The organism is Photobacterium arenosum (assembly GCF_014841115.1).
Classification (GTDB): Bacteria; Pseudomonadota; Gammaproteobacteria; order Enterobacterales; family Vibrionaceae; genus Photobacterium; species Photobacterium arenosum.
In genome coordinates, this window is record NZ_JACYTP010000008.1 from 17,541 (window position 1) to 31,955 (window position 14,415).

Here is a 14,415-nt window from a genome sequence, read left to right on the forward strand (position 1 = left end):
CTGGGTCAGCACCTAGAATCACAAACATGAACATTAATTCACAAAATATAACAAAAGGGCCTGCACAATGAGCGAAATGCATTCTGTTGCGGTTATCGGACTGGGTTCTATGGGGATGGGCGTTGCAAAGTCCTGTATCCGGGCCGGTTTTGATGTTTACGGTATTGATCTGAGTGATGCGGCCCGTCAGGCACTGGCTGATGCGGGTGCAAAGGGCACGTCTCATCAATGCACCGATTTTGCAGCTCAGCTTGATGCTGTGATTGTGCTGGTGGTCAATGCAAAGCAGGTGAAATCTGTGTTGTTTGATTCGGGTCTGGCTGTAAGGTTAAAAGCCGGTACGCCTGTGATGGTGTGCGCCACTATCTCTGCCGATGACGCAAAAGCTATCGAAGCCGGACTGGCGCAATACGACTTACGCATGCTGGATGCGCCTGTGTCGGGCGGTGCTGTGAAAGCGGCCAGCGGGGATCTGACCGTGATGGCATCCGGTGAAGCGGGTGTGTTTGACCAACTGGAACCTGTGCTGAATGCGGTTGCGGCCAGGGTCTACAACGTGGGGCCGGAGATTGGTAAAGGCTCGACGGTGAAAATTATTCATCAGCTGTTGGCTGGCGTTCACATTGCGGTGGGCGCCGAAGCCATGGCCATGGCGGCCCGTGCTGATATTCCGCTGGATATGATGTATGACGTGGTCACCAATGCAGCCGGCAATTCCTGGATGTTCGAAAACCGCATGAAGCATGTGGTGGAGGGGGATTACACCCCGACTTCTATGGTTGATATTTTTGTCAAAGACCTGGGTTTGGTGGCCGACAGCGCGAAAGCGATGCACTTCCCGCTGCCGCTTGCCAGTACCGCGCTCAATATGTTTACCGAGGCCAGCAATGCCGGCTTTGGTAAAGAAGACGACAGCGCCGTCATCAAGATTTTCTCGGGCATCGAACTGCCGAAAAAGGAGCGTTAATTATGTTACTCGGAGTCATCGCCGACGATTTTACCGGCGCCACCGACATCGCAGGTTTTCTGGTTGCCAATGGCATGAAGACCATTCAGCTCAACGGCGTGCCTGCCGACTTGCTGAGTGCAGACGCTGATGCTGTGGTCATCAGCCTGAAATCTCGTTCTTGCCCTGTGGATCAGGCCGTCAGCGATTCTGTGGCGGCATTACGCTGGCTGCAGGCCGCAGGTTGTCAGCAGTTTTACTTTAAATACTGTTCCACCTTTGACAGCACAGCCGAGGGCAATATCGGGCCGGTCACCGATGCGTTACTGGCGGAACTGAATGAATCTTTTACTGTGATTTGCCCATCGCTTCCGGTTAATGGCCGTACCGTCTGCCATGGCAACCTGTTTGTCAACGGAGAGTTGCTGAGCGAATCCGGCATGCGTCACCACCCTGTGACCCCTATGACGGATGCCAACCTGGTGCGTCTGATGAATGCCCAGGCGCAGGGCGTGAGCGGCCTGGTGGATTACCAGACCCTGGATCAAGGGACAGACGCTGTAGTGACGGCCTTTGACCAGCTGCGTGCTCAGGGCGTGCAGTACGCCGTGCTTGATACGCTCAACGATCAGCATCTGGTGACTATCGGCGAGGCATGCAAAAACCTCAAGCTGGTCACTGGTGGCTCAGGGCTGGCGGTCGGCATCGCCCGAAACTGGGTGACTGCGCAGGCTAAGCAGGCCGAAGCATTGTCAGCCGGTCATCCGAAAGCCGGTAAAACGGTTGTGCTGTCGGGATCGTGTTCTGTAATGACTAACAAGCAGGTGGGGCAGTATCAGCGTGTTGCGCCGCACTTTGCTTTGGATGTCAAGGCTTGCCTGACCGATGACAATTACGGCAACGTCGTGTGTGACTGGGTGATGGAGAACCTGGAAAGCAGCTTCGCACCTATGGTGTTTGCGACCGCTAATCCAGAGATGCTGAAAGTCATACAGGCTGAATACGGTGCGCAGGCATCCAGCCAGGCCGTTGAACAGTTCTTCAGCCAACTGGCACACCGGTTGCGCGAGCAGGGTGTCCGTAATTTCATTGTGGCTGGCGGCGAAACATCCGGGGTTGTGACCCAGAGTCTCGGCGTGAAAGGTTTCCATATCGGCCCGCAAATCGCACCGGGTGTGCCTTGGGTAACAGCGATCGATCAGGATCTGTCGCTGGCACTGAAATCCGGCAACTTTGGTGACGAATCATTTTTTACGACTGCACAAGGATTTTTCCATGACTGAACAAGCGTTAAGAGAAGAAATGGTGACGCTTGCCCGCTCGATGTTTGAGCGGGGCTATGCCACCGGTGGGGCAGGTAATCTGTCTCTAAAACTCCCTGACGGCAATTTTCTGACCACGCCAACAGGCTCTTCCTTCGGACGTTTGGTGGCTGAACGTTTGTCGGTGGTGGATATCGACGGCAATCATTTGTCGGGTGATCGCCCTTCAAAAGAGATTGCGTTCCATCTGGCGATTTACCGTAACAGCCCGGATTGTAACGCCATTGTGCACTTACACTCCACATACCTGACGGCCCTGTCGTGCCTGGAAGGACTGGACTCAGACAATGCGATTAAGCCCTTCACACCGTATTACGTGATGCGGGTCGGTCAGCTGCCGGTGATCCCGTATCTGCGTCCGGGCGATCCGCAAATTGCGACTGAACTGGCCAATCGTGCGGCCGACTACCGCGCGTTCCTGCTGGCCAATCACGGCCCGGTCATTACCGGTACAGACCTGCGTGATGCGGTTGATAACGCCGAAGAGCTGGAAGAAACCGCCAAACTGGCATTGATGCTCGATGGCAAAGCCATTCGTTACCTGACAGATGCAGAAGTCAGCGACCTGGAAGGGAGAGGAAAATAATGGCCAGATTTGCAGCCAACCTCACCATGCTGTTCACTGAAGTGCCTTTTATTGAGCGCTTCGGTCAGGCCAGCAAAGCCGGTTTCAAAGCGGTCGAGTTTCTGTTTCCTTATGACTATGAAGCCGGTCTGCTGGCAGAGCAGCTTAGTTCACACCAGCTTGAACAGGCGCTCTTTAATATGCCGCCGGGCGACTGGGCGGCCGGCGAGCGCGGTATTGCGGCCCTGCCGGATCGTATTGAAGAGTTTGAGCAAAGCGTTGACGTCGCCCTTCACTACGCGCAGGCACTGAGCTGTAAGAAGGTGCATGCCATGGCAGGTATTCTCAGCCCCGACTTCTCGGTTGAGGCGCACAGAGAAACCTTTATCCGTAATTTGCGCTATGCCGCTGATCGCTTTGCTGTACACGGTATCTGCGTGATGATTGAACCGCTGAACAGCCGTGATGTGCCGAATTATTTCGTGGCCCATCAGCGTGACGCTGTTGAGCTGATCAAAGCCATCGACCGACCGAATGTGAAACTGCAGTTCGATGTGTATCACGCGCAAATCATGGACGGAGATCTGTCTGTCCTGATCAAAGAGGTCGCGGATTACATCGGCCATGTGCAGATAGCATCTGTTCCCAGCCGTCATGAACCCTGTGAGGGAGAAGTGAATTATCCCTTCCTGTTCGGCGAGCTGGACAAGTCAGGCTATCAGGACTGGATTGGGTGCGAGTACAACCCGCAGCAAGGCACACTAGAAGGCCTGGGCTGGGTAACACCTTATTTGTAAACGGCGCCATATATAAACGGACCTGTTTGTAAACGGAAGCAGACATCGACAATTTCGTCAACAGACTTAAGACAAGATAGAAGAGAGCAAGGACATCCCCTATGAAAATTATTATTACAGGTGGGGCAGGCTTTTTAGGAGCCATGCTTACCGACACCCTGCTACAACGTTATGACAACATCGAGCGCATCAAGATAGTTGATCGTATCGCCCCGGATATGAGTCAGTTCGACAGCCGTGTCAGCGCGGTTGTGGGCGACATTACTCACCCGGCTGATATCGATTCGCTGATCGATGCCGACACCACTCATGTTTTCCATTTGGCGGCGATTGTGTCGAGCCATGCCGAAGAAGATTTTGATCTCGGCATGAAAGTGAATTTGCTGGCCACCCAGTTGTTGCTGGAAAAATGCCGTCAGGTGAATCCGGCGATCCGCTTCGTGTTCTCCAGTTCGCTGGCGGTGTTCGGTGGCGAACTGCCGGATCTGATCGAGCCTATGACAGCCACTCAGCCGAGTTCTTCTTACGGTACGCAAAAAGCCATCGGTGAGCTGCTGGTCAATGATTACGGCCGCAAAGGGTTTGTGGATGCCATCACTGTGCGTCTGCCGACCATCTGTATTCGCCCTGGCGCGCCGAACAAAGCCGCGTCGTCTTTTGTCAGCGGGATCATCCGTGAGCCGCTGAAAGGCGAAACGTCAAACTGTACGGTTGAGCCAACGCTGCCGCTGTGGATTTCCAGTCCGGAAACAGTGATCGATAACATTATCCATGCCAGCCAGTTACCGGCTGAGGCCATCAAGGGTTATCGCACCTTTAATCTGCCCGGCATTCAGGTGACACCTGCTGAGATGATCGCTGCAATGACAGAGACAGTGGGGGCAGGGTTTGCTGAGCGAGTGAGCTACGACGAGGATGCTGCGGTTGCCCGTATCGTCAGCAGCTGGCCGAAAGCGTTCAATAATGCGTCAGAACTGACGCTGGGATTTAAAGCGGATAAGGATTTCCAGTCGGTACTTAAGGCGTATTTAGCTAAGTATCCGGTACGCGAAGAGGAGGCGATCTAATGTTACCCATTTCTGTTATAGGCTTAATTATTGCGGTTTTTGTACTGATCTTCCTGGTACTGAGAACCCGTGTTCATGTCTTGATTGCGATGCTGGCTGCGGCCTGTATTGCCGGTTTGATCGGCGGACTGAGTGTGGATGACACCATGTCGGCGATCAGCAAGGGCTTCGGCGGTACGCTGGGCGGTATTGGGATCGTGATTGGTCTGGGTGTCATGATGGGCGCCATTCTGGAAACTTCCGGTGCCGGTGAGTCCATTGCCTATCACTTCATCAAGTGGCTGGGCAAGAAGAAAGAAGAGATGGCACTGGCAATTACCGGTTATATCGTCAGTATCCCTGTGTTCGTCGACAGCGCACTGATCATCCTGTATCCGATTGCTAAGTCACTGTCTAAAACCTCTGGCCGTTCCATTCTGACACTGACTGTTGCTCTGGCTGGTGGTCTGGTGGTGGCGCACCACTGTATTCCGCCGACACCCGGCCCGCTGGGCGTCGCCAGTATTTTCGGTGTTGATATTGCCTCTATGCTGGGTTTGGGTCTGGTGATTGCACTGCCGTCTATCTACGGTATTGTGATGTACGCCCGCTGGTTAGAAAAGCATTTCCCGGAATACGCGACACCTGTCTCTCTGCCGCAGGAATCTGATGATCTTAAGAAAGTGCATGACGAGTACATGGCGTCTAAAGCCACCAAAAATCTCCCTTCACTGACCAAGTCCATCATGCCGATAGCGGTGCCGATTCTGCTGATTCTGGTGAAATCGCTGGCCAGCCTGCTGGAAAAACAGCTGGGATTTGAAGGACTGTCGGAAAGCGCGCTGGGCGCGGTGATCAACTTTGTCGGGCACCCTGTGATTGCCTTGTCTATCAGTACGCTGCTGGCGGTGTATACCCTGACACCTTACCTGGACAAAGAAACCACTACCCGCAAGCTGGAAGAAGGGATTTCCACCTCAGGAATTATCCTGCTGGTGACAGGTGCAGGTGGTGCACTGGGCAGTGTACTGCGTGAGTCTGGCGCGGGTACTGAAATCGCCAACCAGATTGCGGCACTGTCCATCTCACCTATCATGATCCCCTTCATCATCGCGACACTGGTACGTGTGATTCAGGGCAGCGGCACAGTTTCAATGATTACCGCAGCGTCTATCTCTGCACCGGTACTGGCTGAAATGGAAGGCATCAACATGCTGTTTGCCGCATCTGCTGCGACCATGGGTAGCTTGTTTGCCGGTTACTTCAACGACAGCCTGTTCCACATAGTGAACCGTCTGATGGGTGTTACCGAAGTGCGTAAACAACTGGTGATCTGGACGGTACCGACTACTATCGCCTGGTCAATCGGCGGCTCACTGGTGATGATCCTGAACCTGATCTTTGGTAGCCAGGGAAGCGTGTTCGACCCGGTTATGCCACTACTGTTCCTGGCAGGTTGCATCTACTTCGTAAAGTCGCAAAGTAAACCTGCAGCAGAGGTCGCTGCTGGTCACTGATCATCAATTATATGATGTGTTTTTTTGACGTATCTCTTTACGTGCTACAGCCCCCGGTTCCGGGGGCTTTTTTGTTACCTCCAAAACCACCGCCTAAAGAGGGGGGGAGGCTATTTGTTGGCTTCAACCATTGTGATGATCTTCCCGGCTTTCTCAAAGTGATCCAGTTTATGGGTTTGTATCCACCAGGTTGCCGCTTCCATCAGTAGCTCAGGGTCATCGTTTTTATTGGCAAAGAAGGCATAAAAAGACACGCCGACATTGTCACCCTTCTGAGCGATTTTTTTGTGGCAGATCTGAATGATTTTTTGTCGCAGCGATTCGCGCATAGGGTTGTCCTTAAACTGGGTTATTTTTGATGTTAAGTAATTTATCAGCCAGAGACGGCTGCTGACGAAATTGTCTTGGTGTCATGCCTGACCAGGTTTTGAAGCGAGTGCTGAAATTGGCCGGAATGGGGTAACCAACAATTTCCCCGATCTGTTGCACCGACCATTCAGACGAGCGCAACAGTCGGGCCGCGTATTCCATCCGCATCCGGGTTAAATGTGCAATTGGGCTGCGTCCCATGTACTGTTGGCATAATCGATGAAAATGTGGTTCAGAGCAGGGATAGAGCGCAGCCAGCTGGCGAACATCCCATTCTTTATGCAACTGGCGCTGGACGCGGTCGAAGACCCTTTTTAACCGAACCTGATGACGCGGTTGGCTAGTGATGTCCGGCGTGCGAAGCAGCAAGTCAATTTGCTGCACGCTGTGTGCGATAACGGCACCACTTAAATCAATCTGAAGAGATAGGCTTCTGAGCAGTGTCTGAATACAGGCGTACATAACCTCGGCCGTTGGCGTCAGAAGGTAGCTGATCTCATCAGTAACCAAAGCGGACCAATCCTTAGCCGTATCCAGAAACAGCCAGGCAATTTGCCAGCCTTCCTCTGCAATACCAAATCCGTTCTCAGCACCTGCAGGCACAATGATCATCGATCCTGGCTCCAGCAGCCAACGGCGTCCTTCACTTTCCAGCCACCCCTTGCCGCTCACCGTGTATATCAGCATGTGTTTTTGCGGATGTTTCCTGAACACCGAAAACTGTTCACGGCAGTGTGCTATCCCACATTGCACCAGGCCATGCTCTTCCAGCAGCAAGACTTTGGTTTGGTCCAGAAACTCCTGCTGCGTTTTCTCTGAGATCAGAAACCGCTCTTGCTTGTCGTTCATCTTGATAGTCTGGCAAATGTTTTAGATGAGCTGAAAGAATACGGCATTCAATCAGAGATTTACACTGTGCGCATAATCACCGGGGGAGAATTGTGATGTTGCTTTCAGCTCAGTACATTGATCGTGCATTTTGGCAGAAATTGCTGAAAATAGGTTTGCCTGTCTCGCTACAAGCGATGTTGTTTTCATTGCTGGGCGTTGTCGATATTTTCATGGTCAGCCAGCTGGGTGAGCAGGCAACGGCTGCCGTCGGCGTGGGCAACCGGATATTCTTCTTCAATCTGATCATGGTGGTTGGCGCCAGTGGTGCGGTAAATGTACTAGCTTCGCAATACTTTGGTGCCGGTAATATGGAAGGCGTTCGCCGCACGCTGGCCCAGTCATGGATGCTGTCCGGGCTGGTGGTCCTGCCCTTCGTTGTGCTGTATCTGTTGATCCCGCAGCCTTTGGTGGCACTGGTCGCTTCCGAGCCGCATTATGTGCAGTTGGCAACGGATTATCTTTGGATCACCGGGCCGAGCATTCTCTTTACGGCATTGGTGGTGCCACTGGAATCGGCGTTGCGCTCCATAGGGGACGCCAGATTGCCCACTATCATCAGCATCTTTGCGATAGCCATTAATGCCTTATTGAACGCCTTGCTGATTTTCGGTCTGTGGGGACTGCCTGAACTGGGTGTGCTGGGCGCAGGTATCGGCACAATCATTTCCCGGTTACTGCAAACCGCGCTGCTTTTCTGGGTGGTGGCTCGCCGCTATCCGCATCTGCTGCCTGAGCGTTTTCACTGGGTTGACGCTGTTAAACGTCATCATTTACGACGCTATTTCAAGGTGGCGATGCCAATGTTTGTTCATGACACGGGCTGGGCGGGCGGGCTGCTGGTCTATAACGTGCTGGTGGGCCAGTTAGGGGTCAGTGAGCTGGCGATTATCTCGCTGCTGTCACCGGTTGAAAGCGTGCTCATCTCGGCGTTTCTGGGCTTTGCGGTGGCCGCGTCAATCATTTTAGGTAATGACATAGGTGCGGATAACTACCAAAGGGTCGAAGGCACCGCCTGGTGGTATGTGCTCATCAGTTGCAGTTTCGCGTTATTGCTGGCCATAGCCTGCTGGCTGGCTCAGCCAGTGATTGTTTTTTTGATCGGATTAAGTCCGGTCGAACAGAAAGATCTGGCCGTGAATGTGACGCTGGTGATGGCATTTGGCATGGTGCTGAAAGTCTTCAATATGGTGGGGATCGGCGGCGTCATGCGCAGCGGCGGCGACATCAACTACAGTATCTTTATCGATTTGTTTGCCCAGTGGGCGGTAGGCATTCCGCTGGCTTATTACACAGGCCTGGTGCTGGGCTGGTCATTGGACTGGGTACTGGCGGTAATATTACTGGAAGAAGTGGTCAAGATAGGGCTGACAACACAGCGTATTCAGTCGAAAAAGTGGATCAATAATCTGATTCGGGAAACCGGTCCTGTTCCAGAACTCTGAAGTGGGCACAGATAGACAGTTTTTGTGCTCTTGTGGCTGATTATGGTTGGTTCCTCCAAACGATAAAGCGGTTTGATAGACTTCAAAGTCAACTTTTTTGGTATTGTCATTGCTGTCATGAGTAAGGCAAAAGCCATCTGACACTCTCGTTTTCAGCCAGTTATCAGTATAGCTGCCTGTCGCATTGTATTCTTTCATCAAAACAGTGCTAATCGCTGTTTGTGAAACCTTCTGAATTTTTGGTCAATTTATCTCTTGGCTTGCTTTGTACCATAGGGTTGGTGGTTTTTCTTGTCTTGCTCTCTTGGACTTATCTTTGATGTCGGTGTAAACAAAAGCTGGCCTTACAGAGAAACACCTTAGGCTTAGTCTCATAGGTTGTTTCTCCCTTTCATCCATCATAAGTATTTTCTGCTGTTAAAAAAATGATTAGTAAACAAAAAGCCTAGTAAATTGTAATATTATAGATATCTATATTGATGGATGTGTAGATATAGACATTTATGAAAAAAATATGGAAATATTTAGAAACATGTTGTTACAATGTGTTTCAGTTAGCGTGGTTGCATATTCAATGGTTATGTATCCATATTTCATTAAGGATTTTTAATAGACGATAATTCCGCACCAAAATTAACTGTATTCATTGCGACGAGAGACTGGCTCATTTCTTATGAATTCTGAGTCAGTAATTCATACTATTTGATAATTCAATTGATTAATTAAGCAGGGTTAGCTCATGAAGCCATTTTATATTTTTTCAGATAATGAGAAAAAGATTTTATTTGATTTGTTAAATAAAATTTCTGTTAGCCCATATGATAGTTATTCAGAGTTTAAGAATAAAATTCAATCCATGGTGAGAAATGGATGTATTCCATGGTTTTACGTTGATATCTGTAAGAACATTCTTGAAGAAAGAAAGAATGGTATTTGTGAAGTTCATGTACTCAGAAATTGCCCTATTGATGGAGAAATTCCGGAGTTAGACTTAAATGACCCTGTTAAAGATAAATATATTAAAAAGAGAACGTTTATTTCAGAATCATTATTGGAACTTACTGCGATATTAACTGAGACACCTTTATTGTCATATTGCGATCGAAATGATGGTTGCTTTTTTACTGATGTAGTTGCCAGAAATAAATATAAAGGAAAGCTCACCGGATATAGTGATAGTGAACTTGTTTATCATAATGATAGAACAGCCCATAAAGTACGAGCAGACTATGTCACACTACTTGGTTTAAGGTGTCCTGATGGCGAAGTGACATACACAGGATTTGTTCATTATAAAGATATATTTTCTTTACTATCAGAAAACATTATAAAAATATTAAAGAAAGATTACTTCGTTACCGACTTTGACATCTTCTCTAAAGAGACTAACCAGAAGAACATAAGCTCAGAAAAACACCCCATTATTCTAGATGATAACTCTATCCGTTATATGGATACAATGACTTCTGTTGCAGAGGATAGCCCTGAAGAAGCGAAAGATGCATTAATTGCCTTTATTCATGCATTGACCCGAGCCGATAAAGTAAAGCACCGCATAGTTGAAGGTGATTTGCTGACTTTTTCAAATCAATATGGTTTGCATAGCCGTGAAAAGTTTGAAGTGAATGAAAATGAATCTGTCAGCAGTCGATGGCTGCAGAAAACTTATGCTTTCAAGGATAAAACTGTTGCAGATAAGTTTTCAGACTATTGGGTCAATGATACATATGGTCTTGTTGCAGATTAACTAAGTGACATTCGAGAGAAAGTAAATAATGAGTATTCAGTTATCGAATCGTATTCGTACAATTCAAAGATCTGCAACTTATGAGATTCTAGATAAAGTTTGTATTTTAAAATCTCAAGGCAAAGATATATTGGATTTTGGTGGTGGAGAACCTAATTTTTCAACACCTGAACATATTTCTAAAAAAGCAATTGATCATATTAAATGTGGCGACACACATTATACACCAAGCAGAGGAAAAAAAGAGCTTCTTTCAGCAATTGCTAAAAAGCTTTTTGAAGAGAATAATATCAGAGTTGATCCTGATAAAGAGCTGATAGCCACACCGTCTGCAAAGCATGCATTATTTATTTCTTTAATGGCAACTTTAGATTATGGGGATGAAATTATCATACCAACACCAAGTTGGGTTAGTTATCAGGAGATGGCGAGATTGATTGGTGCAACCCCTGTCTCCTTGCCATTGCAAAAGTCGAATAAGTTCACCATTACCTCTCAAGCATTAGAAGAGAAGTACAGTGATAAAACAAAAGCTATTCTGATTAATAGTCCTAATAACCCATTGGGTAAAATGCTATCAGAGACAGAAATTCGTGATATTGTTTCATTTGCAATAGATAAAAATATTATCCTGATTGTAGATGAAATTTATGAAAAAGTGATTTATGACAATCATCAGCATTTTAGTATCGCTGCTTATCCGGGGGCATTTGAAAGAACAATTACAGTGAATGGTTTTTCTAAGGCATATGCTATGACAGGCTGGCGGCTTGGTTATGTAGCTGGTCCAGAATTAATCATTTCTGAGATTTTGAAAATACAACAACATACTGTCGGTTGTGCGGGATCATTCATTCAGCAAGGAGGCATTGAGGCTTTAACGGGAAATCAAGCGCCTATTACTGAGATGTTAGCTGAATACCAGACACGCAGAAGACTCATTGTAGAAGGCTTAAATCAGATTCCTGGAATTGAATGTGATTACCCTGATGGTGCGCTGTATGTATTCCCAAATATTGAGGGAGTGCGAGTTGGAAAGTCGACTGAATTTGCACATTGGTTGTTACTGACAGCCGGAGTTGCGGTGACCCCGGGGGTGGCATTCGGTGAAGGTGGAGAGGGCTATGTTCGTCTGTCTTTTGCTACATCCCGCGATGCCATAGAGCAGGCACTGGAGCGAATTCACCGGGCCGTTGCAGCAATTTAATTCGGAGGAAGCAGTTCATGAAACAGCAAGAGAAAAGTTTAAAGGTTGGGATTGTTGGTACAGGTCCAAGAGGCTTATCAATTTTGGAGCGACTAGCTGCCCGCTTAATCTCTGAACCAGCTGGGAAAGTACAAGTGTATTTGATTGATAATTATGAAGTAGGTTGTGGCCGTATCTGGCGCACAACACAGGCTGAACATTATCTGATGAATACACCCGCAAACGAAGTTTCTGCTTTTTCCGGACAGCTAACAGAGGGTGAAGCAAGACCCGGTGCTGGTCCTTCATTAGAAGAATGGTGGGAACAAACGCAGAATGATTATCCAGGACCTAAGCATTATGCGCCACGGAGACTTTATGGCGAGTATATGCAATTTGTTCTTCAATCCATTAAGAAAGGTCTGAATCCTGATGTTGAGCTGATTGAGGTAAATGACGAAGTCATAAAACTGAATAAAGAAGACGGACGCTCTGAGTTAGTCCTGCAGTCAGGAAAACAGATTGTTGTTGATTCTGTCGTACTGACAACGGGTCATGCTTTACCACAATTAACGGGTAAGGCTCTGGAGCTGGCCTCATTTTCACTCCTGAGGAGTGGTTTAAAATATATTCAGGGCGATTCTGCTGCAGATATGAAGCTTGATCGTGTAGCTGCACATGAAACAGTCGGTATCATTGGGCTGGGACTGTCATTTTATGATGTGCTGGCTGAATTTACGACTGGTCGGGGAGGGAAGTTCATCGAAAGGAATGACGGTGGCCTCGACTATATTTGCTCTGGTCGTGAACCTCAAATGTTTGCAGGCTCAAGAAGCGGTGTTCCCATTCCTTCCCGTGGCCTTAACCAAAAAGAGGGAAATAAAAAATATCAACCAGCATTTTTTACAAATGAGTGGGCGAAAGAACTCAGGAAAAAAGGAAAGATTGATTTCATACAGGATGCTCTTCCTGTGTTAATGGCGGAGGTTCACCTTGTTTATTTCGCAACGGCAATCCGACACCATCGTAATGAGAAAAGTGCTCAAATATTTACAGACATCGTGGCTAAGACTAAATTTCCGACTTTTTCAGAAATGTCCAGGATTGCAAAAGATTTTGGTATAAATGACTTGCCAGAACTTGATGTAGAAGTACTAGCAAGACCATTTAAAAATAAAAAATTTTTGAATGAAAAACAATTTCATGAATCACTTTTAAATTACCTTGAAGATGACCTCTTCAATGCAGAACAAGGAAATGTAAACTCTCCATTGAAGGCAGCATTGGATACGATTCGTGACACACGATCTATTATTATGACTTTGGTGAATTTCGGCGGACTGACTCCTGAATCTCATGAGAATGACTTTTTAAACTGGTATGTTCCAAGAAGTATGTTCTTAACTGCAGGGCCACCTCTGGAAAGGACGAAGCAGTTAATTGCGCTGATTAAATCTGGTGTTTTAAAAATAGTTGGACCAAATATGCAAATTCAAGGATCCGATGAGCATAATAAATTTCTGATGAAGTCTGATTCTATTCAAGGCTCTGAATATTTAATTACTACAGTCATTGACGCTAGAATCCCTACAACTAACATAAAACTGGATAGATCTGAACTAACAAAAAATCTTATTCGGGATAACATTTGGACTAATTATATCAATGAAGGAGAGAGTAGCTTCTTTGTAACCGGAGGGGTTTCCATATCACCAGCGCCATTTCATCCCGTCAATCGAAATAATCAAGTGATCAAAGATGTATATGTCATTGGTATTCCCACGGAACACACTCGTTGGCTAATGCAAGCCGGTAGTAGTAGGCCTGGATTTTGGACTGACTTTGTTCAGGATGCTGATGCTATCGCTGAAAATATCCTGTCAAGAGACATGAAAACAACTGCTGTTGATTTTTTGTCAGTGTCACAGGAAGTCGCAGTATTTGAACTTTAAATCAGTTGGGTAATTAAGATGATGATGAAAAGTGGTCAGGCATTACTTGTCCTGGATGTTATTAATGAGATCGTTCACCCTGATGGTAAATATGCGAAAGAGGGTTATTTTACGCAGGTAGAAAGAACAAGGTTGATCGAAAATACCCAAAAGCTCATTCATGCTGCCAGAGAGAATGATATTCCTATTATTTATGTTGTTGTTGGATTTTCTCAAAACTATGTTGAGTGTCCTGAATCATCATCAGTTTTTTCTTTAGCAAAAAGAAATGAACTGTTGAAAATAAACACCTGGGGCACTCAAGTCTATGCGGATATTTCACCTCGCGACGGTGATATTATTCTTGTAAAGAATCGAGTCAGTCCATTTTATCAAACGAACCTAGATTTGATTTTGAGGCAGTTAAATATCAAATCTCTGTTGCTTACCGGCGTATCAACAGAGTTTGTTGTTCTCTCTACAGCAGCAGATGCGCATGACAGGGACTATTCCAGTTTTGTTTTTGAAGATGCGACTGCAGCCGTCGACGAAGAAACACATCTGGCAGCACTGAAGCTTTTAGCGAACAAAGCAACAGTACTCTCTGTAGAGAATTTTCTGACATCTGAATAAGTAAATAATGAAAGTAGGTTTCT

General features: G+C 47.3%; 13 protein-coding genes. 11 read left to right on the plus strand and 2 right to left on the minus strand.

The genetic code is table 11. The annotated features are described in order from the left end of the window. Positions 1–67: 67 nt before the first annotated feature. From ltnD to IFO68_RS13225, 6 genes are all read left to right on the plus strand, one after another. Positions 68–967 carry an L-threonate dehydrogenase gene (ltnD, locus tag IFO68_RS13200; protein ID WP_192016324.1) on the plus strand — a complete coding sequence of 300 codons (900 nt, stop codon included), beginning with the start codon at positions 68–70 and terminating at the stop codon, positions 965–967. A 2-nt stretch (positions 968–969) separates the two neighbouring features. Further along, on the plus strand, positions 970–2,229 hold the full coding sequence (otnK, locus tag IFO68_RS13205; protein ID WP_192016325.1) for a 3-oxo-tetronate kinase: 1,260 nt from the start codon (positions 970–972) through the stop codon (positions 2,227–2,229). Then, complete coding sequence (gene otnC, locus IFO68_RS13210) at positions 2,222–2,854, plus strand: 3-oxo-tetronate 4-phosphate decarboxylase (RefSeq protein WP_192016326.1); 633 nt, start codon at positions 2,222–2,224, stop codon at positions 2,852–2,854. The genes otnK and otnC overlap by 8 nt, the downstream gene beginning before the upstream one ends. Then, entirely contained in the window at positions 2,854–3,630 is a 777-nt protein-coding gene (gene otnI / locus IFO68_RS13215) for a 2-oxo-tetronate isomerase (RefSeq protein WP_192016327.1), read from the plus strand. The genes otnC and otnI overlap by 1 nt, the downstream gene beginning before the upstream one ends. Before the next feature lie 101 nt (positions 3,631–3,731). Next, positions 3,732–4,697 carry a D-erythronate dehydrogenase gene (gene denD / locus IFO68_RS13220; protein WP_192016328.1) on the plus strand — a complete coding sequence of 322 codons (966 nt, stop codon included), beginning with the start codon at positions 3,732–3,734 and terminating at the stop codon, positions 4,695–4,697. Further along, positions 4,697–6,193, plus strand: a complete 1,497-nt coding sequence (locus IFO68_RS13225; RefSeq protein ID WP_192016329.1) for a GntP family permease — start codon at positions 4,697–4,699, stop codon at positions 6,191–6,193. Before denD ends, IFO68_RS13225 begins: the two co-directional genes overlap by 1 nt. 110 nt (positions 6,194–6,303) lie before the next feature. Here the strand turns inward: IFO68_RS13225 and IFO68_RS13230 are convergent, their stop codons facing one another. Together IFO68_RS13230 and IFO68_RS13235 are read right to left on the minus strand one after the other, a co-directional pair. After that, positions 6,304–6,522: a DUF6500 family protein gene (locus IFO68_RS13230; RefSeq protein WP_192016330.1), complete on the minus strand. Its 219-nt coding sequence runs from the start codon at positions 6,520–6,522 to the stop codon at positions 6,304–6,306. Between the two features lie 10 nt (positions 6,523–6,532). Further along, a complete protein-coding gene (locus IFO68_RS13235) occupies positions 6,533–7,411 on the minus strand; it encodes an AraC family transcriptional regulator (RefSeq protein WP_192016331.1) in 879 nt (292 codons plus the stop codon). A 95-nt stretch (positions 7,412–7,506) separates the two neighbouring features. On the opposite strand from IFO68_RS13235, the gene IFO68_RS13240 reads away from it, so the two are divergent. The 5 genes from IFO68_RS13240 (at position 7,507) to IFO68_RS13260 (ending at position 14,392) form a co-directional block, all read left to right on the plus strand. Next, positions 7,507–8,895 (plus strand): MATE family efflux transporter, encoded by a 1,389-nt coding sequence (locus tag IFO68_RS13240; protein ID WP_192016332.1) that lies wholly within the window; start codon positions 7,507–7,509, stop codon positions 8,893–8,895. Positions 8,896–9,634: 739 nt separating this feature from the next. Next, on the plus strand, positions 9,635–10,642 hold the full coding sequence (locus tag IFO68_RS13245; protein WP_192016333.1) for a TauD/TfdA family dioxygenase: 1,008 nt from the start codon (positions 9,635–9,637) through the stop codon (positions 10,640–10,642). A 28-nt stretch (positions 10,643–10,670) separates the two neighbouring features. Further along, positions 10,671–11,849 (plus strand): pyridoxal phosphate-dependent aminotransferase, encoded by a 1,179-nt coding sequence (locus IFO68_RS13250; RefSeq protein ID WP_192016334.1) that lies wholly within the window; start codon positions 10,671–10,673, stop codon positions 11,847–11,849. A gap of 17 nt (positions 11,850–11,866) precedes the next feature. Next, positions 11,867–13,780, plus strand: a complete 1,914-nt coding sequence (locus tag IFO68_RS13255) for an FAD/NAD(P)-binding protein (protein WP_192016335.1) — start codon at positions 11,867–11,869, stop codon at positions 13,778–13,780. A gap of 18 nt (positions 13,781–13,798) precedes the next feature. Continuing rightward, entirely contained in the window at positions 13,799–14,392 is a 594-nt protein-coding gene (locus tag IFO68_RS13260) for a cysteine hydrolase family protein (RefSeq protein ID WP_192016336.1), read from the plus strand. The last annotated feature ends 23 nt before the right edge of the window (positions 14,393–14,415 follow it).